The sequence below is a fragment of the Fervidobacterium sp. 2310opik-2 genome (genome assembly GCF_011057735.1).
GTDB lineage: Bacteria > Thermotogota > Thermotogae > Thermotogales > Fervidobacteriaceae > Fervidobacterium > Fervidobacterium nodosum.
The window spans coordinates 35,805-60,781 of the sequence record NZ_LNGG01000005.1; the positions used below are offsets into that span (position 1 = coordinate 35,805).

Sequence of the window (24,977 nt, forward strand, 5' to 3'; positions counted from 1 at the left end):
CTCCTAATCATTTTTTATATCTGAAAACAGGGTATTTTGTCGCATTTACATCATCAAGACGTCTGATCGGTGTTTTGTACGGAGCTTTTTTAACAAGTTCTGGATTTTCAATAGCTTCGTTGTATATCTTTTCCATAGCATCTATAAATTCGTCAAGTGTACGTTTACTTTCAGTTTCTGTTGGCTCTATCATCATCGCTTCGTGAACTATCAACGGGAAGTACACTGTCGGTGCATGGAGACCATAGTCAAGTAATCTCTTCGCTATATCAAGTGTTTTTACACCAGTTTTCTTAACAAATTCTTCGTTGTCGATAACAAACTCGTGCATACAAATCCTATCGTACGCAACTTTATAAATTTTCGATAACTTTGCCCTTAAGTAGTTCGCATTCAGAACAGCCATATCACTTACATGTTTCAAACCTTTGTTACCCATTGTAAGTATGTAAGTGTAAGCTTTAACCATAACCGTGAAGTTACCGTAAAAGCTTCTTACCATTCCTATGCTCTTTGGTAAATTGTAATCTAAATCATACTTTTCGCCAGCTTTTCTAATTACTGGAACTGGTAAGTATGGTGCAAGGTGTTTTTTAACACCGATAGGTCCGCTACCGGGACCACCCATTCCGTGTGGCGTGCTAAAGGTTTTGTGTAAATTCAAATGGACAATATCAAAGCCCATATCACCAGGTCTTGTTCTGCCCATTATTGCGTTTAAATTCGCTCCATCGTAATAAAGTAGCGCACCAACTTCGTGTGCCATTTTTGCTATTGTAAGTATATCTTTCTCAAATAAACCTAATGTGTTAGGATTTGTAAGCATTATAACCGCAACATTTTCATCGAGGTGTGCTTTTAGCTCTTCCAAATTGACACAACCATCTTTTCCTGATTTCAATTCCACGACTTCAAATCCTGCCATGGCAGCCGATGCTGGATTTGTACCATGTGCGCTGTCTGGTACAAGCACTTTTCTTCTCTTATCAAGCTCTCCTTTGTCTTCAAAATAAGCCCTTGCAACAAGCAATCCTGTCAGTTCTCCGTGCGCTCCAGCGGCTGGTTGTAAGGTCATGTCGTCCGTACCAGTTATCTCGCAAAGCATTTCTTTTAAATGCCCCATGAGGTCTATTGCGCCTTGAATTGTTTCTCTTGGTTGCATTGGATGAAGTTGCGTAAACAACATTGCCATATCCTCGTTTATCTTAGGATTGTATTTCATTGTGCATGAGCCAAGTGGATAAAAGCCTTTGTCGACGGAGTAATTCTTAGATGCAAGTTCCGTGTAATGTCTTACGACATCGACTTCGGAAACTTCTGGAAGTAGTGGTTTTTCTTTTCTTACAAGATGTTCTGGTATACCACAATCAACACTTGGCAATTCATATTCGGGTAATTCATATCCTTTTCTTCCGGATGTGGATTTTTCAAATATGGTCATTTTGACATCACCTCGACTAATCTTTCAATGGAAGCCTTGGTGTTAACTTCTGTGGAACAGACCAAAGCGCTTGGACCAAGTTCTTTGTAGACTCTATCTATTGGGATAGGACCTAATATACCATCTTTCACCATTTCATGCCATTTCTGTCTGTATGTCTCTGGTACCTTTACAACGAATTCATTGAAGAATTCACCATTGAATATTCTTGAAAAGCCTCTTTCTTCAAGCTTCTTTGCTAAATAATGTGCGTTGTTGAAAGAGCGCCACGCAACTTCTTTTAGTCCCTCTGGTCCCATCGTTGAAATATATATCGCGTTGATTAAAGCGATATACGCTTGGTTAGAACATATGTTTGATGTTGCCTTTTCTCTTCTGATGTGTTGCTCCCTCGTTTGAAGTATCATCACGTATCCTTTGTTTCCTTCCAAGTCTTTTGTTTCACCTATTATTCTTCCGGGCATCTTTCTAACATGCTTTTCAAGTGTTGTGAAAAATCCTATTCCAGGTCCACCAAAGTTTGGTGTTACACCAAGTGATTGTCCTTCTCCAACCACGATATCTGCGCCAAACTTTCCAGGTGCTTCAAGGAGCGCAAGAGATACCGGTTCAGCTACAACTATAAACATTACATTCTGTGGAATAACTTCTCTTATCGCTTTTAAGTCTTCGATTACACCAAAGAAATTAGGATAAGCTATTGCAACAGCTGCGGTTTTATCATCAACACTCGATTTTAATTTTTCGATATCAACTTTTCCACTTTGGTCATAATCAAGCTCGTGAATTTCAATTCCTTGTGGTTTTGTGTATGTCTTTGCAACAGTCCTATATTCCGGATTTATTGTCTTTGCAACAACCATCTTCGTTTTTCCGGTGACTCTAACTGCCATTAATAAGCTTTCGGCAAACGCACTTGCTCCATCGTACATCGATGAATTTGAGACTTCCATACCAGTTAATTCACACATCATTGTCTGATATTCAAATAGCATTTGAAGAGTACCTTGGGAAACTTCAGCTTGGTAAGGTGTGTAGGCAGTTACAAAATTTGGATTTGAAGCCATGTGTTTTACAACTGTTGGGATGTAATGATAGTATATACCCGCACCAAGGAAGATATTTTCAGGGTCAAAGTTTATATTTTTCTTAGCTATTCCCTCAACGAATTTTCTAACGGTGAATTCATCTTTTCCTTCCGGTATGTTGTAACCATCTATCGTTCTTGGAACGTCTACAAATAAATCATCTATACTTTTCACACCTATTTCTTCAAGCATCTGTCGAATTTCTTCTTCAGTATTTGGAATATATCTGTGCACATTGTTCACTCCCTTCTGCATTCAAAAGATATATTATTATTTTCTTGACCTTACGCTTCCTCTGTAGAATGGTGTTTTGACAACCAAAGCATCGACCATCTTATCTCTGATTGCTATCTGTACTTTTTCATTGAGTTTTACATTTGCGTCAATCATGACAAAAGCTATTGGTTTCTCAAGTGTAGGAGAGAATGTACCGCTTGTTACATAACCTATTTTTTGACCATCTTTGTAAACTTCCATATTATGCCTTGGTACAAGCTTTCCTTCGATAACCACACCTCTTAATTTTCTCTTTAAACCTTCCTCTTTTTGTTTAAGTAAGACTTCTTTACCAAAGAAGTCGCCTTTTTCGAATTTTACAGCCCAAGGTATAGATGCTTCAAGAGGTGTAATTGTGTCATCCATATCGTTACCGTAAAGGAGTAAGCCCGCTTCGAGTCTTAAAACATCTCTTGCACCTAAGCCTGCAGGTTTTATACCTATTTCTAATAGTTTTCTCCAGACAAACGCGGTTTGATTTGCGGGAATGTAAAGTTCAAAACCATCTTCGCCAGTGTAACCTGTTCTTGATATAATTCCCTTCACGCCAAATATTTCTCCTTCTTTAAACGAATAATATCCAATTTCTTCAAGGTCAAAGTTAACATGAGGTTGTATTTTTTCTTGAGCTTTTGGACCTTGCACTGCAATTAGTCCTGTTTCATCGGAAATGTTTTCCAATTTAACTTTAAACTTTTCAGAGAGTTTCAAAAGATGATTAAAATCTTTATCTATATTTGCAGCGTTTACAACGAACATGACTTTTTCTGGAGCAATCTTGTAAACAAGTAAATCATCTACAAATCCACCATTTTCGTTACACATGGCTGTGTAAATTATGTCACCGTAGTTAATTGATCCAAAATCGTTTGTTACCGCATAGTTTGCGAATTTCACAGCGTCTGGTCCTTCACATATGAATTCTCCCATGTGAGATACATCAAACATTCCAACTTCTTTTCTTACCAAATGCACTTCTGGAATGATACCTTCATATTGGAGTGGCATATAGTACCCAGCAAATTCAACTATTTTAGCACCAAGCTTCACATGGTCTTCGTATAATGGAGTATACTTCACTGTTTTTCCCTCCCATTGGATAAGTTCTATTGCCTCGCTGTATTTATCTTCGGGCACAAGTATTTCACATTGAACACTGCTACCAAATATAGGGTGAATAAAAACGTCCGTTTTTTGAACTAAAACGGGTATATCGTGAGAATTTAATAATTTTTCAATTATGCTTGCTTCGATTTCACCAACGGTTGTTGCAACGATTTTCCACATAATTGTTTCTCCTAACGATATGTTTTAATATTTTTCAGTTCTAATTAAATTCTATCACTCTTCAAAAATGCATCAAGAATTATTTAAGAATGATTTAGGAAAGTTAATGGTAAATTATTCTTCCCAATAACGTTTACTAACAATTTTCAAATGTGAAGCATCTTTTTTATATCTTCCTACCTTTGCACATGGTTTTCCATTCACTTCAACTATATCCGCTGTTATGTCGATTTTCTTCTTCAATAGTTTCGATCCAACACCGTAAACATCAGCTGGTACACCTAACGATTCGAATAATTTGATTTTCTCTTCGTCAAAACCACCTGAAACAACTATTTTCAAATCTTTCAGACCCACTTTATCAAATTCTTGTCTTGCTTTCCATACAAGTTCTGGACATACACCAAACGATTGCGGACCTATGGGTGTTACTGATTTGTCCCTTAAACTTCCAGATGTATCAAATCTGACACCCCAAATTTTATTCTTACCCGGTCCTATAATCGGTGAAGGATCTGTTTCACCAAGTATGAATTCTTTACCCATAACGTATTCATATTGTTTCTTAACAACCCTAAACGTTGTACCAATGACATCGTTATCCCAATCAACTAAAACTATCCTATTAACGGTTTCCGGCATATGTATATCGAACGCGATTGCTGCATCTTCTGTCTTACCATCGTATGCGGCAATTAGCGCGTGCGGAATTGTGCCCATCGATTCTACGCCCCAATAATCTGCATTCGCATCTGTTGAGACACCAAATGCCCCAGCTTTGAGCGCTGCATAGCCATCAGTTGCTTGGACCCAGTAATGGTCAAATCTTGCACTGAAGAATAATATAGGCTTACCATTTGCTGCCTCAACGACTTTCTTAACTGCCGTTGCTGTGCTTGTAGCCCGTGCGATAACGCCCAGTAAAACTGTCTCAAGATAACCGAAGTATATCGGATCCCCTTCTATCGTCATTAAAGGTTCTCCATCTGGAACATACTCACCGTCGTAAACCGCTTTGACTTCTATTTCATCCCATTTGTCTACCCAAAGCTCGTTGAGCTTTAATCTCAAATCCCACTTTTTTCTCGTCAGTTCGACTATTTCTTCCACATTGCCTTCCACAGATAAGCTCTGCATCATTTTATCTAAGTTTAAAATCTCGTTGTAAAGGTTTCTTGCCTGTTCTTCATCTTTGTAATAACCGGTGCAGTATCTCAAAATAGCAAGAGCTTCATCCACACCGCAGACAACTGCGTTATCCCTTGGAAAGAACTGATAATAAACTCTTGGATGCCTGTTGTCTTTTTTAAGCACCTCAACATACCTTGTAAAGTATTTATCAGAATAGTATCCCATCCTAATCCTATCAATTGGTACTTTAAAAACCTTTGGATGAAGTCTTTTGTTCATATTTCATTACCTCCCATTATCACATTGCGTACTGGATAATTAAGACAAACTCCACAAATTGTACAACCTTTTCGACAATCTTTCGTTGTTGCCTGAACAAAATAATTTTGATATTCATTCCACAAAAATTCTTTATTTACACCACTATCAATATGGTCCCATGGAAAATCTTCTATACCGTAAGGACCTATATACTGTGAAATATCTAACTCGTTAAATAAATTCATCCATTTTTCGAATGAGAAAAATTCTCCCCATTCATCATAATAACTTACTTTGTATGCCTTTTCAATAACTGAAAATAGCTTTCTATCACCACGCGAAAGGATTCCTTCGACAAAACTCTTTTTTCCATCATTGATATCAATCTTTCCATACTTTCTATAAGGTCCTAAGATTTTTTTTACCATATTCATGTATTCCGGCTCTTGCAATTTTGCGAATTGGAATGCGGTATGTGGTTTTGGGATTAATAGATTAACAGATGCCGTTATATCGGAAAAGCCAAGTTTTTTAATATCTTTAATTAACTCTCCTATTTCCTTTATATCTTCTTCCGTTTCTTCTGGAAATCCAACCATAAAGTAGAGCTTTAGCCTTCTCCAACCAGCACGTTTTGCTTCACTCGCTGTGTTTATTATATCGTCGTATGAGATTTGCTTGTTTATGGCATCCCTCATCTTTTGACTCCCTGCTTCGGGAGCAAATGTTAAGCCTGTCTTTCTAACCTCAGCAATTTTCTCAGCGATTTTTATATTAAAAGCATCAACACGTGTCGAAGGAATGGAAATTGATATTTTCTTATCTTTCAATTGTTCAATTAACTTTTCCGCTATCTCACTTATCTGAGAATGGTCAAGCGATGAGAGCGAAAGAAGAGATACTTCATCGTAACCTGTATTCTCTATGAGTTTCTTAACAGATTTGACGATCTCATCCGCACTACGCTCCCTGACAGGACGATAAACGTATCCTGCATGGCAAAATCTACATCCACGTGTACAACCCCGACTGATTTCAATTACAGCACGATCATGCACGCTTTCAACGTGTGGTAATATCTTCTTTTCTGGAGGGGTAACCGAATTCAAGTCTTTTAGTATGTTTCTTGAAATTCTTTCAGGGGCGAAATCGTACTTTGGAACGATTTTCCGACCTTTTTGTTCGTAGAATATTGGAATATAAACACCTTCTATCTTCGCTAACTCTCTGAGTCTATCGTGTCTCTTCATTCCCCTTGTTTCGTATATAATTTGGAGCATTTTGTGTAGATTTACTTCTCCATCACCTATGTATATCACATCAAATGCCTCGGCTATCGGTTCACAATTATACGTAACAGGCCCTCCGGCAATTACTATCGGGTCATCGTCTTTTCGTTCCGCTGCCCTAATCGAAATTCTTGAGAGTTCGAGCATCTTTAAGACGTTTGTGTACGATAGTTCGTATTCAAGTGAAATTCCAAGCATGTCAAGTTCGTAAACTGGTGTTCGTGTTTCAAGTGTGAAAAGTGGTATATCATTTTTCTCCATCGCTTCAATCATATCAACCCAAGGTAAGAAAACACGCTCAGCATACACATAGTCAAGCTTGTTAGCAAGCCAGTACAGTATCTCAAGACCGTAATGCGACATACCGACTTCATAAACATCCGGGAAACCGAAAGCCACTCTTAAGTAATCCTTGCTTGAAGTATCTTTGATAACGCTATTGTACTCAGCGCCTATGTATCTTGCCGGTTTTGAAACTGTTATCAGATTTTCAGATAAGAACCGAAGAATTTTTTCAGAATTATGCAAGAAAATATCACTCCTTTTTGTGTTTTACTGTTATGTTTTACTATTCATTGTAGCTGAATGAAATAGATATCTTGGCTGTTCCTGAGACAGGAATTTCAATTTCATAGTAGTCTGCCGATGATTTTAGTATTTTGTAAGTATTCTGTGGAGTTATTGAAAGATCTTTTATGCTTTTCCCATTCAGTATAACCTTTGCGCTACCGTAACCTTTTAAATTCAAATCTCCAACGATGTAAACTCTCCCTCCAAGTTTTGTAAGTTTATTAAGTGTCCAAGAGTGGTACAACTGCCAGCTCTTTGAAACGTATATCTCACCTTGCTTATTTATGTCAGGCATTGTGCCCAAACCTATTGGCATAACCTTTCCAGATACATTTGAGTATATATAAACTTGACCTGCTGGAAGTTCTTCGCCTGTATTTATTTCAATAACGTAATCAGCAGGCTGCCAGTTATACGTGTATGTATATTGGAGATTTATCTTTTGCCAATCTTTTCGCGTAATGTTCAATACCTTGTTTCGTATATTCACACCATTTTTCAGGCCTTCTTGGTATCCAAGTATGAATATCTTCCTACCTTCCACTGTTACCTCCTCAGCCATTGCAGATTCTGCCGCAACTGCCTTTGAATACATAAGCCTTACGTTATTCTCCTCTGGAGCTGTGGAGAGCACAACATAAGCTTTATCAATCGGAGAGCGAATTTCAAAGAATTGCTCCAATGTGTTTTCTTTCAACACATAATAAATTCTAAATCCACCGGGTACTGCAAACAAAGCCTCTGCTTTATCAGAAGATTTGAGAACATTCTTCGCTTGCGATTCTTTGACAATCCTACCAATTCCAAACGGTGTTTGAACGTACTTTTCACCATTTTCAAAAATCGCTACGTTGCCGTTTAATTCGTAAATACCATGTGGAAGCTCTGTTGGAATTTCATACTTTTGATTTTCAGTATAGCTTTCAATATACCATCTGTTCGAAGATACCTGCAAAACTCTCCAACCTTCCGGAATTTCAAATTCTTTATCAACTGTTGTGTAAAACAATCCATTGGAACTGAAGAGAACCAAAATATCTTGCGACTGATTTTGAGCTAATAACATTGAGCTGAGCACAATTATTGAGAAAAATAAGTAAAACTTAAATATTGGTAACTTTCCCATAAAATAACACCTCTTTTCTTTTTTTAATTACGCCAAAGCATCCTTTATGAGCCAAACGTAAGAAATAACCGTTAAACCTATTAACACATACGCCAATAATTTCCAAATCTTTTGCGAACGATAATTATCGTAAACTGATAGTGCGTAACCAAGTAAGATACCCGTTAGTAATCCACCTATGTGGGCAGCGTTGTTTATACCTGAACCTGGAATAAAGCCAAGAACAACATTTATCACTATCATTGGAAGTAAAGCGCTCCCCGTTATAGGTTTTAAAAAGAATGGTGTATCTTTTCTAAATCCAGCACCAAAAAGCACGCCAACAAGACCAAAAATAGCTCCACTTGCACCAACGGATAGAGAGCCATAATAGAAAATATGGGTTGCTACATTTCCTACAATTCCAGTAATAAAATAATAAGTAATAAATCGGTAAGTTCCGTATATACCTTCAGCATAGTTACCAATGATGTACAAAGCATACATATTAAAGGCAAGGTGTAAAAAACCACCATGCATAAACATAGCGGTAATTATCCTGTACCACTGACCAGATTTGATAAGTGGACCGTATTGCGCACCAAAAAGTAAGTATGCTAAGTCACTTTTTATAAAAAATGTTTTGAATACATAAAAAATAAGAAGAATAAGAGAATTCACTAATATCAAATACAAATACGCTGGGTTTTTCCTTTCGTACACTAATCTCACTCCCGAAAATTTTTATTTTTGTATAAACTTATTTACTTAGTACAATTATATCACCGCTTGATAAACTAATCAAAAGTTATAAATGTAATAAACACAAAAAAGGCTGGTTAGTGTTCCAGCCTTTTTGTTTAAGTTAATTATTTACTAAAATTCGAATTTGTTAAGCTAATGGATTGTATTTGGCAATTATCTCGTTTGTTCTTTCTTCTCTTATCTGGTCAACTTTTTGCCATATCTCACTTATAGCTGTTTTAAGCATATCTTTGAACATTTCTTGGTCTTCAAGTATATCAGATTCGTAAATTATGTCTTTCACTTGTCTATCACACGTTGCAACAATTTTTAAAGCTCCACCGATTTCTACGGTAACTTCCTCATTCGCAAGTGTATTTTCTAACTCTTTGAGTTCCTGTTCCATTTTTTCTTGCAATCTTTGTAATTCTGCAAAGTTCTTTGGTAATCCAGGTGCTCCACTACTTCCTCCTAAATTCTTACCACCAAAACTCTTAAGCTTTTTCATACTAATAACCTCCCCATTCTTAAGTTTCAAATTTATAATTAATTACTTATCAGGATTCTCCCATATTACAAAGTTATCTGTTTGGAGTGTTTTTGTTTTAAGTCCTTCTGGTGTTTTTTCCTGATAAACAAGAAACACCTCAGCACCATACTTTGGGAAGAGTGTTCTTGTAAGCAACCAATTTTCCCTCCCAAGAACAAAAGCGGCTGTTGAAAACGCGTCTGCGATAACAGGATCCTCACTTATCACCGTTGCGCTTATAGCTCCTCGCGCAGGATATCCGGTTTTCGGGTCTATTATGTGGTGATATCTAACACCGTCTACAATAAAAAATCTCTCATAATCACCGCTCGTTGCGATAGAACCCGATTTCATATACACAAGCTTTATGTTTTCGCCAGGTTGCCCTCTAGGGTCTCTGACACCTATAATCCAATTCGCCTTATTATACTTCGGACCAAGTATCATTATTTGACCACCAGCTTCGATAAATCCGTGACAGTTCTTATCATATTCTTTAGCTATTTGGTAAGCTCTTTTAAGAGCATAACCTTTCAGCATTCCACCGAAATCTAACCAAGCACCATTTGTTTTGACCATCTTTTTCATATAGTCTATCGCTATATTTTTGTATCCAGAGAGCGAATCGGCTTCTGCTATTTTTTCTACCGTTGGTACGCTGAATTGCTCAGTAGCACTTCTTTCAGTAAATTTACTAAACCCCCATAAATCTACTAACCTTCCGATAGCAGGGTCAAAAGCACCTTCTGTTTGATTGGCGATCTTTAATGCTAAGTCTACCAAAGCTAACGTTTCATCATCAACCTCTATCCAATCTTGTGAATGGTTAATTTTGTATAGCACACTATTTGATGAGTACGCATCGTACTTACTCTCAATTCTCTTCATTTCACTGAAAATAGCTTTGGATATAGTTGAAGGATTTACTTTCGAGGCGATTTTAATCCTTACATACGTACCAAAGATATAATCTTCATAATCATTGTACTGACCAGTCTTACCAGAGATAAAGAAAAGGTAAATAGCTATCAAAACTATGAAGATAACAATTGTCGAAAAGACAACAATCTTATTGAGAATCATAAATTCCTTAGGATCTGGTTGCTGCACACTTTACACCGCCCTTCCTCATCAAGATTAACAATTTCTATATTATAGCCTTTTCTAATTATAACAACATTACCACATTTTGGACAGTATGTACTTTCATATTTTTCGTCCCAAACGTTCCCAAGATAAACATAATTTAGGTATTTTTTCGCACTGTTGTATATATCGATTAACTTTCCTACGCTTGTCGCCGGCTTTGTGTATTTATAAGCCGGATGATATCTAGATAAATGGAGTGGTATGTCCTTTGAAATATTCGCTAGTGCTTTAAATTCTTCCTCAAGTTCTTGAATATCGTCATTTTCCCCAGGTATCACAAGTGTTGTAACTTCAACATGGATATTGTTATAAACGCAGTATTTTATCGTGTTCAAAACGTGTTCAAAATCTCCTCCACAAACTTTACGGTAAAATTCGTTGTTAAATGCTTTCAAATCTATATTCATAGCATCTATGAATTTTCCAAGTTCAGCAAGCGGCTCATGGTTTATGTATCCGTTGGTCACTAATACGTTCTTAAGGCCTGCCTCGCGAGCAAGTTTTGCTGTTTCAAGCACAAACTCATACCACACTATAGGCTCACTGTAAGTGTAAGCAATTCCTATATTTCCTTCATGTTTGTATTCCAGAGCAATTTCTACAAGCTCGTATGGTTCAATTCTTTTAACATAATACGGTCTTTGTTGAGAAATCTCCCAATTTTGACAAAAAGCGCATCTAAAGTTACATCCCCAAGTTCCGACCGATATTATCGAACTGCCAGGATAAAAGTGAAAGAGAGGCTTCTTCTCTATGGGGTCAAGCGCCATAGATGTTACTTCACCATAATTTAAAGAATACAATTTACCTTCTATGTTCTTTCTTACCTTACAAATCCCAGTCCTACCATCTGAGATTACGCATTCATGGGGGCATAAAACACATTGTAGCTTATTTTCATCACTTTCGGACTTTTCAAACTTTTCCAAACATTCCCAATATTTCGCCTCACGGTAATTAGACATATCAGAGGCGCCTCCTTATTTCAAAAAATGCAAAATTAACTAATGCTGAAAACTCACTTATCTCTGAGTACAGTCCTAATACCATTCATAATTGGCCTTACGTTTTGTATAACCTTACCGCTTGGAAGTATTATCTGCTCAAATCCTTGCGTTGACAATTTTGAAATCTCTGATTTCGTAGGCATAGTTTTCACCTCATAAGAGACTTTCAAATGCCCTGGTTCAAATCTATTCGGGTATATGAGTGTGTAATTTCCATCTGGTAAATTGACTTTGAAAACGCTCTTTCCGTCTGTACCGTAACCTGCTTTCACCGAAATGTGTACGGCATAAGGTAAATCAAGAGAATAGGCAATACAATATGGCGCAAGGTTATTGGTAACTTTAGTAGGTAAAAACAATGCAATTCCTAATATATCATATTCCATGTTAGTGCGTTCCCAATCTTCTTCCACTTTTGCTTCGTCAACTTTAACAATTTTTCCAAAGAGTTTGTTGCCTATCTTTACAGCTTCTTGGTTGAATTTGTTCCTAAGACTTCTAAGTTTTTGTATAGCCTTTCGCCTGCTATCAAAGATATCATCAAAGGCCCCAACTTTTATGAGAGCCTCGATAACGGAAAGTGGTAAATCCGCTTTTTCGACAAAATCTTCGAAGCTTTTGAATTCCATTGTCTGTAGCTGTTTTGACTTTTCCACAGATATACCAGGTAATATGTGTAACGGTAAGTGATATATTTTCTCGTCTTTATTCATAGTTTTTAAGTTTGAGAAAAGCTTAGGTGGAAGCACTTTGTAATTTAAAGTTTGAAGATTGTACAACGCATCTTGCAATATCGACGTGTCATATTTTAGGTAAGTATCGTAAAAAATATCTGGAAAATTCACTTTAAAATACGCCATATAGTACGTCAAGTGAGAATAAGCAATAGCATGAGATTTGTTAAATGCGTATTCACCAAATGCCAAGATATTCTTTGCGAGTTCTAAGCCTTCTTTCCCAAGTTTACCGAAAAGGGCGTTTTTCAATCTTTCATAAAGTTGTCTTATGCTATCGATATCTTTCTTCGCTATCGCTTTTCTCAAGATATCCGCTTGTGTACTACTAAAACCTGCTAATTCCATAGCAATTTTCATTATCTGTTCTTGATAAATCGGCAGGCCATAAGTCTCGTCTAAAATTTCAAGGTTGTATTTTTTCAATTTCTTGAGTTTCAAATTTCTTATTTCACCTGTAATTCCAGACCTCAAAGGCCCAGGTCTGTTTAGTGATATTGTGATTGCTAATTCGGAGATATTAGATGGTTTGACATCTCTGACAACAGATTTTCCTATGCTACTTTCAAGTTGAAAAACATTGTCTGTGAAACCAGCAGAAATATATCTATATGTATTTTTCTTGAATTCTTCTTTTTCTTCTTTGAAAGATTGGCTTATAGTATCTCTTAATTCTTTGTATATACTTAAAGTTTTTAGGCCGAGCAAGTCGAACTTTATATATCCAAGATACTGTAAATCGTCCATATCCCATTCAATTGTGTCAATGCCACTTTCACTATGAATCATAGGCACGTTTAAAGGTGTGGTTGAAATTATAACACCTGCGGCATGGGTGGAACGTTGAATAGGAATGTTTGACAACTCGTTCGCATATTCTTCTGGTATGCTATCCAAAAATTTCTTTGGGATTCCAACGAAAGTGGATATGTTGTAAACGTAACCAAATTCACTTTTCAACAATTTTATAAGCTCTTGTCTTCTTACATCTTCTATATCTAAGTCTATATCTGGATAGTCAGTTCTTCCTTCATTTAAAAATCGTTCAAACAAAAGATTGTACTTAACTGGGTCTATCTTCGTTATGCCCAGTCTGTAAGCAAGTAAACTACCAACAGCGCTCCCTCTACCGTATCCGACCTCAATGTTATGAGCTTTAGCAATCTCAACTATCTTTTTTACAGTATAAAAATAATCTTCAAATTTAAAAGCTTTAACAAGTTTTATTTCTCTTTCTAATCTTTCTTTGTATTCTTTTTCTTGACTTATTAGCTCCTCTAAAAAGTCATTATTTGGAATCGGCAATTTTTGGGAAGATTTGAAAGAGTAATCTTGTATGTTAAATTGACCATCATCGACTTCAAATATGTGCTTGTTAATATCGAAATTGTCAATATCATCTGTTTCAATCTTTTTTCCTATGTAATCACAAAGTATTTTGTAAATTTCTTCTTGACCGGGGAGAAAGTAAATGGGTTTTGATTTGATATGTATAAATCTTTGTTCTAAAATATTCAAATTATGTTCAGTTAAATCTCTTGAGTTATATATTTTCAGAAACTCAGTAAATTCTGATGTATTTCTGAAAATATACGTTTTATCATATTTTCTATAGCCTATAACCGGTATTATGTCTTTATATTTTTTACTTACACGAATGAATTTTACAACACCGTGGAGTGTTGTATCTGATAAGACAAGGACAGCAATTTTATTTTCAATAGCCCATTGGAAAATTTTATCGAAATCCAGTACCGAACCTTCAAAAGAGTATGGTGAAACAAAACAAAGGCCACGTTTCTTAAGTGAGTTGATATAGCCTATATAAAGCACCTCCACAAACTTACATTCTGAACTTATTTAATTCATGTAATTTATCGTTTCTGAAAACACCGTACCCCATTACAAGTATATTAACTCCGATGTTGATTAAGTCTTGAGCGTTTGAGTTACCAACACCACCATCTACAGCTATCTTGAAAGATAAATTTCTTTCTTTTCTTATTTCATTCAAGCGCTTGATTTTCTCCATCATCGTTGGTATGAATTTCTGACCTGAAAATCCCGGGTTAACCGTCATTACTAAAATTCCATCCGCGTAAGATAAAATTTCTTCAAGGGTATAGATAGAAGTTGCAGGGTTTATAGCAACAAATGCCTCTGCGCCAAGTGATTTTATTAATTCAACACTTCTATGTAAATGATAACAAGTTTCTTGATGAATTGTAACACGCGTCGCACCTTTTTCTATGAATAATTTGATATGGTCATCTGGATTTGTTACCATAAGATGAGCATCTATGGGAAGGTCTGTAAATGTTCTCAATGTTTCTATCATGGGATAACCAAACGTCAAATTTGGAACGAAATGCCCATCCATAACATCAAGGTGTATCTCATCGATAAATGGTTTTACTCTTTCGAGTTCTTCTTTTAGTCTTGAAAGGTCAGCTGCTAAAATAGACGCAGATATAATTGCCAATTTAATCAACTCCTTTCTCTAATTTCTTTACTATTTAGCTATTCTCTGGTATAATTATACTTGTATAAAAAGTAAAAAGCAACAATTATTCAAAACGTAAAAAATTTTATTGTAGAGGTGGTCAAGTGAATTTACGTAGAATTTCTATTCCTTCAGACGTAGCAGTTGTCGAAATCCTTGGACAATACGATAACAAAGCAAGATATTTAAGAAGAAGATTTAACGTAGAAATTAACGTGATTGACGATGAAATAAGGATTAAGGGCGAAGATGAAAAATCTGTCAACACCGTAGAAAAGATTTTAAGGGAAGTTATAAATATCACAAGAGAAGGGCATTTATTAGATTGGACAGAATTTGAATACATCGTGGAGGAAAATGAAAAGATAGAAAAACCAGAAGAAGTTTATAAAAAATCCGTTGGAAAAGTGAAGGCTAAGACCGAAGGACAAAAGAAATATCTTGAAGCTATTGAGAAAAATGATATAGTCTTCGCTATAGGTCCCGCAGGCACTGGAAAAACTTATCTTGCTTCGGCTGTTGCAGTCGATTACCTCAAATCAGGAAGGGTACAAAGAATTGTATTGACACGCCCAGCTGTAGAAGCGGGTGAAAAGCTTGGTTTTTTACCAGGTGATTTAACTGAAAAAGTCGATCCTTACTTAAGGCCTCTTTACGATGCGCTCATAGATATGGTCGGAATAGAGAAATTTATTTCACTTCGCGAAAAAAATGTTATAGAAATAGCTCCTCTGGCATATATGCGAGGAAGAACGCTTAATAACGCATTTATAATATTAGATGAAGCGCAAAACACAACTTACGAACAGATGAAGATGTTCTTAACACGTATGGGGTTTGGATCAAAAGTTATAGTTAATGGTGATATTACGCAAATAGATATAGAAGAGCAATCTGGACTTGTCATAGCTCAAGAAATTCTCAAAGATATAGATGGTATAGCATTTGTCTATTTAACTGATGCGGACGTAGTAAGACACCCATTGGTAAAAAAGATAATACGTGCTTACGATAGTTTTGAGAAAAACAAAAAAGAGGAAAAACTTCAAAAGAGGAGATAAAAATGAACCGAAAAATTCCTGAAGGGAATATGCTTAAAGATGAAGCATTTATCTATGATGGTATAATACTTGCTCTTATCATAAGCGTTGCCAACAACATATATGACCTTAGCTTGCTTGATCTTGCAAACGAATTTATACTTATACTTGTCATTTGGTATGGTATTATAGAACATTTCATTAGGAATTCCAATATAATTAACATCGACCTTAGGTATAGACTGCTTTTTTATAGTATTTTCCTCTTTGGCGGAATAACAAATACATTAATATATAAATCATACGGTATTACTTTCATCCCGATAACAGCAGTCCCAATGCTTATAACCCTCTTGATTGACTACGAATTTGGCGCAAGTGCTGGCTTGATTTTATCACTTTCAACCGCATTCCATCACAAAGATTTCTTTATGTTCCTTCACTTTTTCCCTCAGGTATTCATAGTTACCTATACGCTAAGAAACGTTAAAAATAGGATACAAGTTACAAAAGCAGGGCTATTTTCAGGAATAGCTAGTCTATTAATGATTTTTCTCCAAGAACCTGTTAGACACTTCTATTTTTCCTTAAAAGATTATGTGATTGTCTTTATTAATCCTTTGGTATCATCGGTAATTGTTCTTGGTATACTCCCATATATAGAGGTATCATCAAGGATATATTCAAATATAGGTCTTTCAGAAATTTCAACTATAAACCATCCGTTGTTGAAGTTGCTTTCAGTTCATGCGCCTGGGACTTATTATCACAGCATGAGGGTGGCAGAACTTGCGGAACGCGCTGCAGAAAGTATAAATGTAAATGCCATACTTACAAGAGCCTGTGCGTACTATCACGATATAGGGAAAGTTAGAAATCCTGAGTTCTTCATAGAAAATTTAAAGAGCATTGATGATAATCCCCATAATTCACTTCAACCGGAAGTAAGCGCAAAAATCATAATGAAACATGTGACCGATGGAATAGAAATCGCCAAAAAATATAGATTGCCCATACAAATAGAAATGGCAATTCCTCAGCACCATGGCACAAGGTTACAAAAATACTTCTACCTCAAAGATGTTCAGGAGAACGGAAAAAGCGACATTGAGAAATATCAATACCCTGGCCCAAAACCAAAGACAAAGGAACTAGGAATAATAATGCTCGCGGATGTTGTGGAAGCAAAATTGAAAAGTATCAAAGATAAAAATATAAATGACGTAAGTAAAATAATAGAGGAAACGGTTATTGAGCTTTTTGAAGAGGGTCAATTAGATGACACAGGTCTAACTATTAGCGAGCTTAGAACGATAATAGAGAGTTTTACTATCGTCTTCGAAAGTTTGTCTAAGCAAAGAATAGAGTACCCTACATTAAACCAAGAAATGGAAACTTCTGGATAGTCAAAAAAACGAGGTGATAGAATGATAATTTTCAATGAGTTACCTTCTGGATTAGAAGATTTTATCCAAAAAGTGAAAAATGAATTAGAAGCTATTGTGAAAAAAGAAATTGGAAACGTTGATGTATCGTTTATATTTATAACACCGGAAACAATGGCTGAAATGAATAAACAATATAGGGGAAAAGATGGGGCAACAGACGTATTAACTTTTGTTTATGGCAACAACGCGGAAGGAGAAGAAGAACCTTACTCCGAAGGTTATCTGTGTTTAGAAAAAATCTTAGAAAACAGCAAAGAATTTGGGAATTCTCTCGAAAAAGAATTATTAACTGTTCTCGTCCATTCAATACTACACATGGCTGGCTACGACCATGAGTACTCTTCGGAAAACTCAGAAGAGATGTTTAAAAAGCAAGAGGAATACGTTGATAAAATTTGGCAAGGATTCAACAAAGAGCTTTAAATTCTAAAAATTAGTTTTTGATAAAAGATTTTTCAAACTCCACTCTAACATTTCGGGATGGAGTCTCTTAGAGAAATTTTCATCAGCTTCAAAATCTGCTGGTCTCAATTCACCAATTATTATCTTTTTGATTTTTTCAATATAATCAATCATATCTGTAACTAATTTATAATCACCATATTCTCCATGGCCTGGTATTACATGTTTGGCTTTAGGAAGTTTTTCAAGTGTCTTAATCCATACGTTTAAATTACTATCTTCAACAATTTCAGGATGTATAGTATTTATAACAGTGTCACCTGTTATCAGAATATTTTCTTCAGGGATATAAACATAAGAAGAATCTGGAGTATGACCTGGTGCATGGACAAATTTGATTTTTAATCCATCTTCGTACTCAAATATATCATCAAAAATAACGTCTGGAAGTTTTGGTTTAAAATAATCAATTCCAATTTCCACAAAGTAATTTTGGTCAAATTGCTCCATTTTCTCTCGTGTTAGCGAGTGAGCAACAATTGGACAATCAAAAATAACATTACCGAAAGTATGGTCTGGATGGTAATGTGTGTTTAAAACCAAGGAAATCGGTTTCATAGTAAATTCTTTGACAAATTTGCTAATACTCTTTGCCTTCTCGGGAAATAAGGAAGTGTCTACAAGTATTACACCCTTTTTCCCAATAATAATAACATTATTCGCTGCCTCTTCGTGTTCTATTACATATACGTTTTCTGTTACTTTACGAACCATGGGTTACACCTCTTAAATTAAAATTTTTATCTTCTTTTCACTTAAAATAGTTCTCTAAAGGAGTGGTATTTTCCTTGAAAGTTTTGTTACTAGGTTATTATGGCTACGGTAATTACGGTGATGAGCTCATGCGACTCGGTATTACAGATTTTCTAAAAAAATTCAATATACAATATGTCACTGCCCTTCCAAAAAGAATTAGCAAAGACACAATTTCTCGGTTTAATATTTTTGAAATATTGGAATACATTTACGACAGTGATGCTGTTATATACGGTGGAGGCGGTTTACTCCAAGATATTACAAGTACAAGGAGTTTCTTGTATTATGCTTCTGTGATAAATCTGAGCTTAATCATGAGAACACCTGTTATACTCTTCGGAAATAGTATTGGTCCTGTTAAGAAAAAAGGTAATAGAATTTTACTAAGAAACATATTAAAAAACAAAAATACATTTTTATTTGCAAGAGATGTAGTTTCATACAAATACGGGCTTTGCTTAAACAAGGAGACCGAGCTTTCATGTGACCCATCCATAAGATATCTTCGAAAATTTTTAAGTGTGGAGGAGTTCAAAAGTAAAAATTTTGACAAAACTTATGATTTACTTTTAGTACCAAAGAATAATAAGAAAGATATTGAAGAATATAGTGTTTTAAATAATTACTTTAAAAATATAATAATAGCACCTGCGCAAAGAACTGATATGGAAATATCAAAAAAGCTTTCTAAAAAACTTGAATGTGAGCTATTCGAAGATATAGAAGATGTTGACAAATTTACTTCACTTATATTATCGTCAAAATTCGTCATCTCTGAAAGGTTTCATCCGGTTGTTGTCGCATCATACTATGGCATTCCATTTATATCACTTGAAAATTCGAAATCACAGAGATTTTTCAGAAAATATACGAATCGAAAGGAATTTTTTGCGAAAAATTTAATCGATATAGAAAAAAGATTAATGCCAATTTTAAATGAACCTCTAAAACTTAATGAAATAATGGATAAAGAAAGCGATGAAAGTTATAAAAAATTGTATAAAACATTGCTAAGAGCAACATCGAACATAATTTATAAATAGTGCAAATAAAAAGCGTGCTTCCAATTTTAAATTTGGAAGCACGCTTTTTTTATTTCAATTGCAATTTACTTAGCTATAACCTTTTTCTTTTCTTTCTTTTCTTCTTTACACAAACCAACTTTACAATATTTTTCTTCTATGTGTTGGATAAATTCTTCTTTGAAATTATTTATAAGCGACAACAAAGGCACATTTATGCTTTGTCCAAGTCCACAGAATGAAGCATCGGCACTTACAATAGCTATCTGCTCTAAGTATTTCAAATCTTCCATATCTGCTTCGAACTTTGTCATTTTCTCGAGAATTTCACACGCAAGTCTCGTGCCTTCTCTACATGGTGTACATTTACCACAAGACTCGTGCCTGAAAAATTCCATAGTGTTTAATGCGATATCTACAGCACAGTGAGAATCATCAATTGCAAGTATAACACCAGAACCAAGGCTAACACCATAGTTTTTCATTGAATCGTAATCAAGTGGTGTATCTAATTTGTCTGGTCCAATAAATGTACCAGCAAGACCTCCTGTTTGAACCATTTTAAGTTCACGTCCACCTTTTATTCCTCCACCGAATCCGTAAAGTATCTCTCTTACTGTAACTCCCATTGGTAATTCAACCATACCTCGTCTGTTAACATCACCAGCAAGACAGAACACCTTTGTGCCAGGTGAATTTGGCGTTCCAATACTCTTAAACCACTGTGCACCGTTAAGTATTATCTGAGGGACATTCGCGAGCGTTTCAACATTGTTTATAACAGTTGGTTTTCCGAAAAGACCAGATTGTGGTGGATAAGGTGGTTTAAGTCTTGGCCTACCTGATTTGCCTTCTATAGATTCGAGTAACGCTGTTTCTTCTCCACAAACGTAAGCACCTGCCCCAAGCCTTACAGTAAGGTCGAAATTAAATCCGCTACCTAGTATATCTTCACCCAAGAAGCCGTATTCATATGCGTCTTTTATGGCTTTTTTCAAGTTTTCTACAGAGTTATAATATTCTCCTCTTATGTAAATATAACCTTTCGTTGCACCAACTGCGTATCCTGCTATTATCATTGCCTCTATAACACTGTGAGGATCTCCTTCCATTATAAGCCTATCTTTAAATGTACCTGGTTCACCCTCATCTGCATTACACACTATGTATTTTTGATCAGCTTTTGTTTTAGCTGTAAATTCCCATTTCAAACCCGTTGGGAAGCCTGCTCCTCCGCGCCCTCTTAAACCACTGTCTTTTATCTCTTTTATAACTTCCTCAGGGGTCATTTTTAACGCTTTTGAAAGCGCAAAATATCCATCCCTTGCGATGTATTCGTCTATATTCCTTGGGTCGATAACCCCTATATTTCGTGTCACAATCCTTGTCTCTTTAAGCGCGAATTTCTCTGGAAGCTTTATATCAGATTTTTGTATTGTAAAATCCCAAACGATTCTTCCTTTTAATAAATGTTCTTCAACTATCTTTAATACTTGTTCTTTACTTTTAACTGAATAATAGACATCATCTGGAAGAACATGCATTACTACTCCGTTATAAGAACCGAGAGAGACAGTTTCTAAAACTGTTACGAGTGATGAGAGATTATAGTTATTTACAAGTTCTTTTAAATAATTTGCGTATTCTCTTGCACCAAGTAATATACTGTTGCTGTCCACAGATATAAGGACGGTGATTGGTGTCATTTCCCCTCACCACCTTTTAAGTTTTCAATAATTTCATTTACTTTTTCCACTGTAAGATCTCCGTAGTATTGGTCATTAACCATAATAACTGGCGAAACACCGCAAAGGCCAAGGCAACCTGTCTCTTCCAATGTAAATAATCCGTCTTTTGTTGTTTCTCCAAAGTCTACTCCTAATTTTTGCTTTAAAAATTGTACAATTTCCCTACCGCCTGGCACATGGCAAGGAAGACTTGTACAAACTCTGATTATGTACTTTCCACGAGGTTTAGTGGAGAACATAGTATAGAATGTAAGGACCTCATAAACTTTTGAAGATGGTATATTTAACTCTTCTGCTATCATTTCACCAACTTCTGGTGGAATATAATGACTTTGATAATGGTCCTGGACACGGTGGAGTAAATATACAAGCATATCTCTTTCTTCAAGACTTTCTTCTTTAATCTCGTTAATAATGTTTCTTAAAGTCACGCGATCCACACACCTTCCCTCCCCGAAAACAAAAATTTTGAAAAAATTTTGAAAAAGCCCACAATAGAGAATTAAAAAATGATTAAACCTAAAAAATAATAAAAGCAGGTGAGCTTCACTGCGGAAGATACTCACCTGCTCCTATTTTTACTTTGAAATCGTTGATTCTACTGCTGGTGTTACTTTGCTTATCGCTCCGAATCTACAGACTTCTATACAACTACCACATCTTACACATGCTTCTTGATCTATTTCGTGTACTTTCCTTACCTCTCCGTGTATTGCATTTGTTGGACACACTCTTGCACATGCCGTACAACCAACACATTTTTCTGGAGAGATTACGTAACTTATAAACGCTTTACACTTTTTCGCTGGACATATGTTGTCTTTTACGTGTGCTTCGTATTCGTGCCTATAATATCTAAGCGTTGATAAGACTGGATTTGGAGCTGTTTGACCAAGACCGCAGAGTGAAGAATCTTTAATTACTTGCGCGAGTCTTTCGAGCTTTTCAATATCTTCCATCGTACCTTCGCCTTTTGTTATCTTATCAAGTAAATCGTACATCACTTTCGTACCTTCGCGGCAAGGCGTACACTTTCCACAAGATTCATCAACTGTAAATTCAAGGAAGAATTTCGCAACGTCGACCATACAGTCGTCTTCATCAAGAACAATCATACCACCCGAACCCATAATCGCGCCGAGCTTTCCAAGTGATTCGTAATCCACCGGCGTATCGAAGAATTCAGAAGGAATAACTCCACCACTTGGTCCACCCGTTTGAACAGCCTTTATCTGTTTACCCTGTGGATGTCCACCACCAATTTCGTACAGCAACTCCCTAAGTGTTATACCCATTGGGACTTCAACAAGACCAGTGTTTTTAATTTTACCAGCAAGAGCGAAAACTTTTGTACCTGGTGATTTTTCTGTTCCATATTGCCTGAACCATGAAGCACCTTTTAATATTATCGGTGGAACAAGAGATAATGTTTCAACGTTATTTATAACTGATGGTTTACCCCAAAGTCCTTTCTGGACAGGGAATGGTGGTTTGACCCTTGGTTGTCCTCTCTTACCCTCTATTGAGTGCATTAATGCAGTCTCTTCACCACAGACAAACGCACCTGCACCTATTCTTATTTCAATATCAAATGAGAAGTTTGTTCCGAGTATGTTTTCACCAAGGAAACCGTACTCATGAGCTGTTTCGATAGCCCTTCCAAGCCTTTCTATAGCGAGTGGGTATTCGGCTCTCACGTAGACAAAACCTTTTTGAGCACCAATTGCATAGCCAGCAATTGTCATAGCTTCAACTATCGAGTGTGGATCACCTTCAAGAACTGACCTATCCATGAAAGCTCCTGGGTCTCCTTCGTCTGCGTTACAAATCATGTACTTAATATCAGATTTCTGCTGACGTGCGAGCTCCCATTTCAAACCTGTTGGGAATCCAGCGCCACCACGTCCCCTTAAACCGCTATCTTTTATTTCTTTTATAACATCTTCAGGTGTCATTGTCGTAAGAGCTTTGTGCAAAGCAAAGTATCCATCTCTTGCGATGTATTCCTCAATGCTCATTGGATCAACAACACCGACATTCCTAAGCGCGATTTTCACTTGCCTCGCAAAGAATGGAATCTCTTCTTGGACAGGTTTGGCCTTTACAGTTAATTTCTCCTTTGCTCCCTCAAATAAGAATTCGGGGACTATACGACCCTTAAGTATATGTTCTTCAACGATTTTTTCCGCGGCTTTCGGTGTAAGTTTTTGGTAGTATACTCCGTCTGGATAAACAATCGCCAACGGGCCAAGGCTACATGCACCCATACAACCAGTTTCAACTACGGAAACAACGGTGTCCAGACCGTATTCTTTCAACTTTCTTTCAAAAGCTTGTTTAACACTTTCTTCACCAGCGGATATACAGCCACCACCAGCGCAGATAAGGATTGTATTAGTAGTTAAAGCCACGCTATTCGCCTCCCTGAAAATAATCGGATAATCAAAAATACTTGTCTAAAGTGTTATGCAATTATCCAACCTCGCCTCTTTTGACAACAAGGTCGGAAACAACTTTCCCTTCTAGTATATGTGACTGAACGATTCGCTTTGCATTTTCAGGAGTAACGTGTCCGTATATTACAGGCTCTTGCCCTTCAAGAGAAACTTCTATCGTCGGTTCAACTTCACAAAGTCCCATACAACCAGATTGAACAACTGCGATATCATCAATTTTCATTTCGTTCATGTATTCAACTATGGCTTTTAGCGTATCTTTCGCACCTGCGGCTATTCCACATGTACCCATTGCAACAATAATTTTTCCTCTTTTTCCACTTTCTCTCATCTTTATATTTTGAAGTGCCTCTTCTTTAATCTTCATTAATTCTTCTAAACTCTTTACTTTACTCATTGCGACCCACCCCTCCTGTAAGCAGCTATAATTTTACTTACCATATCAGGCGTTACTTTACCATAGAAATCTTTCTCACCAACAAGCACAACTGGTGCCATACTACAAGCACCAAGACATCTCACCGGATGAACTGAGAAAAGACCATCTTCTGTTACTTCTTCCGCTTTAACTCCCAGCTCTTCCAAAAATCTTTCCATAACTCTGTCCGCACCTTTAACGTAACACGCTGTACCAAGGCAAACTTTAATTTGATTTTTGCCTTTTGGCTTTGTAGCAAAGAAATTGTAGAATGTTACAACTCCATACACTTCTGATATTGGTACTCCTAACCTTTCAGCAACGTGTTCTTGTACTTCTTGCGGTAACCAGCCAAAGAGCTCTTGTGCTTTATGGAGCACACCAATAAGTATTCCAGGTTTATCCTTTACCTGGTCAATGTAAGCATCCAACTCCTCGTAAAGTTCTTTGTGTTTTTCACATACGGCCACACACATCCCTCCTTCACACTTCGTGATTATTATAACATACAAA

At 36.3% G+C, this 24,977-nt stretch carries 22 protein-coding genes; 4 read left to right on the forward strand and 18 right to left on the reverse strand.

From position 1 onward, the window contains the following. Positions 1-7: 7 nt before the first annotated feature. The 12 genes from gcvPB to rpe form a co-directional block, all read right to left on the reverse strand. Entirely contained in the window at positions 8-1,441 is a 1,434-nt protein-coding gene (gene gcvPB / locus AS161_RS02735) for an aminomethyl-transferring glycine dehydrogenase subunit GcvPB (RefSeq protein ID WP_011994139.1), read from the reverse strand. Beyond that, positions 1,438-2,763 (reverse strand): aminomethyl-transferring glycine dehydrogenase subunit GcvPA, encoded by a 1,326-nt coding sequence (gcvPA, locus tag AS161_RS02740; RefSeq protein ID WP_164541716.1) that lies wholly within the window; start codon positions 2,761-2,763, stop codon positions 1,438-1,440. Before gcvPA ends, gcvPB begins: the two co-directional genes overlap by 4 nt. 36 nt (positions 2,764-2,799) lie before the next feature. Next, entirely contained in the window at positions 2,800-4,092 is a 1,293-nt protein-coding gene (gene gcvT, locus AS161_RS02745) for a glycine cleavage system aminomethyltransferase GcvT (protein WP_164541717.1), read from the reverse strand. Positions 4,093-4,206: 114 nt separating this feature from the next. Further along, positions 4,207-5,502, reverse strand: coding sequence for a nicotinate phosphoribosyltransferase (locus tag AS161_RS02750; protein WP_164541718.1), 1,296 nt, complete (start codon positions 5,500-5,502; stop codon positions 4,207-4,209). Then, positions 5,499-7,301, reverse strand: a complete 1,803-nt coding sequence (locus AS161_RS02755; RefSeq protein WP_206518750.1) for a TIGR03960 family B12-binding radical SAM protein — start codon at positions 7,299-7,301, stop codon at positions 5,499-5,501. Before AS161_RS02755 ends, AS161_RS02750 begins: the two co-directional genes overlap by 4 nt. A gap of 40 nt (positions 7,302-7,341) precedes the next feature. After that, positions 7,342-8,469: a hypothetical protein gene (locus AS161_RS02760; RefSeq protein ID WP_164541719.1), complete on the reverse strand. Its 1,128-nt coding sequence runs from the start codon at positions 8,467-8,469 to the stop codon at positions 7,342-7,344. Positions 8,470-8,496: 27 nt separating this feature from the next. Then, on the reverse strand, positions 8,497-9,171 hold the full coding sequence (locus AS161_RS02765) for a rhomboid family intramembrane serine protease (protein WP_164541720.1): 675 nt from the start codon (positions 9,169-9,171) through the stop codon (positions 8,497-8,499). A 169-nt stretch (positions 9,172-9,340) separates the two neighbouring features. Beyond that, positions 9,341-9,700 carry a YbaB/EbfC family nucleoid-associated protein gene (locus tag AS161_RS02770; RefSeq protein ID WP_011994146.1) on the reverse strand — a complete coding sequence of 120 codons (360 nt, stop codon included), beginning with the start codon at positions 9,698-9,700 and terminating at the stop codon, positions 9,341-9,343. 42 nt (positions 9,701-9,742) lie between these two features. Beyond that, a complete protein-coding gene (locus AS161_RS02775; RefSeq protein ID WP_241241317.1) occupies positions 9,743-10,831 on the reverse strand; it encodes an FAD:protein FMN transferase in 1,089 nt (362 codons plus the stop codon). Next, positions 10,801-11,835 (reverse strand): AmmeMemoRadiSam system radical SAM enzyme, encoded by a 1,035-nt coding sequence (gene amrS / locus AS161_RS02780; protein WP_241241318.1) that lies wholly within the window; start codon positions 11,833-11,835, stop codon positions 10,801-10,803. The genes AS161_RS02775 and amrS overlap by 31 nt, the downstream gene beginning before the upstream one ends. Positions 11,836-11,888: 53 nt before the next feature. After that, a complete protein-coding gene (locus AS161_RS02785; RefSeq protein WP_164541721.1) occupies positions 11,889-14,450 on the reverse strand; it encodes a DNA polymerase III subunit alpha in 2,562 nt (853 codons plus the stop codon). A gap of 4 nt (positions 14,451-14,454) precedes the next feature. Beyond that, entirely contained in the window at positions 14,455-15,093 is a 639-nt protein-coding gene (rpe, locus tag AS161_RS02790) for a ribulose-phosphate 3-epimerase (protein WP_011994150.1), read from the reverse strand. Between the two features lie 125 nt (positions 15,094-15,218). On the opposite strand from rpe, the gene AS161_RS02795 reads away from it, so the two are divergent. Genes AS161_RS02795 through ybeY form a run of 3 tightly spaced genes read left to right on the forward strand, consistent with a single transcriptional unit; the run spans position 15,219 to position 18,025 of the window. Next, the gene (locus tag AS161_RS02795) at positions 15,219-16,175 is read left to right on the forward strand and encodes a PhoH family protein (RefSeq protein WP_164541722.1); all 957 of its coding nucleotides are present in this window, start codon (positions 15,219-15,221) and stop codon (positions 16,173-16,175) included. A gap of 2 nt (positions 16,176-16,177) precedes the next feature. Beyond that, positions 16,178-17,560 carry an HDIG domain-containing metalloprotein gene (locus AS161_RS02800; protein WP_164541723.1) on the forward strand — a complete coding sequence of 461 codons (1,383 nt, stop codon included), beginning with the start codon at positions 16,178-16,180 and terminating at the stop codon, positions 17,558-17,560. A 21-nt stretch (positions 17,561-17,581) separates the two neighbouring features. Further along, positions 17,582-18,025, forward strand: a complete 444-nt coding sequence (gene ybeY / locus AS161_RS02805; protein WP_011994153.1) for an rRNA maturation RNase YbeY — start codon at positions 17,582-17,584, stop codon at positions 18,023-18,025. A 3-nt stretch (positions 18,026-18,028) separates the two neighbouring features. Here the strand turns inward: ybeY and AS161_RS02810 are convergent, their stop codons facing one another. Next, complete coding sequence (locus tag AS161_RS02810) at positions 18,029-18,778, reverse strand: MBL fold metallo-hydrolase (RefSeq protein ID WP_011994154.1); 750 nt, start codon at positions 18,776-18,778, stop codon at positions 18,029-18,031. 74 nt (positions 18,779-18,852) lie between these two features. On the opposite strand from AS161_RS02810, the gene AS161_RS02815 reads away from it, so the two are divergent. After that, on the forward strand, positions 18,853-19,863 hold the full coding sequence (locus AS161_RS02815) for a polysaccharide pyruvyl transferase family protein (protein WP_164541724.1): 1,011 nt from the start codon (positions 18,853-18,855) through the stop codon (positions 19,861-19,863). A 65-nt stretch (positions 19,864-19,928) separates the two neighbouring features. Here AS161_RS02815 and nuoF (AS161_RS02820) read toward each other — a convergent pair whose 3' ends face one another. The 5 genes from nuoF (AS161_RS02820) to AS161_RS02840 form a co-directional block, all read right to left on the reverse strand. Then, complete coding sequence (gene nuoF / locus AS161_RS02820) at positions 19,929-21,548, reverse strand: NADH-quinone oxidoreductase subunit NuoF (protein ID WP_164541725.1); 1,620 nt, start codon at positions 21,546-21,548, stop codon at positions 19,929-19,931. Beyond that, complete coding sequence (gene nuoE / locus AS161_RS02825) at positions 21,545-22,030, reverse strand: NADH-quinone oxidoreductase subunit NuoE (protein WP_011994157.1); 486 nt, start codon at positions 22,028-22,030, stop codon at positions 21,545-21,547. The genes nuoF (AS161_RS02820) and nuoE overlap by 4 nt, the downstream gene beginning before the upstream one ends. Before the next feature lie 138 nt (positions 22,031-22,168). Further along, entirely contained in the window at positions 22,169-24,001 is a 1,833-nt protein-coding gene (nuoF, locus tag AS161_RS02830) for an NADH-quinone oxidoreductase subunit NuoF (RefSeq protein ID WP_011994158.1), read from the reverse strand. 61 nt (positions 24,002-24,062) lie between these two features. Next, a complete protein-coding gene (locus AS161_RS02835; protein WP_011994159.1) occupies positions 24,063-24,443 on the reverse strand; it encodes an NADP oxidoreductase in 381 nt (126 codons plus the stop codon). Further along, positions 24,440-24,940, reverse strand: a complete 501-nt coding sequence (locus AS161_RS02840) for an NAD(P)H-dependent oxidoreductase subunit E (RefSeq protein ID WP_187146480.1) — start codon at positions 24,938-24,940, stop codon at positions 24,440-24,442. Before AS161_RS02840 ends, AS161_RS02835 begins: the two co-directional genes overlap by 4 nt. Positions 24,941-24,977 lie beyond the last annotated feature (37 nt).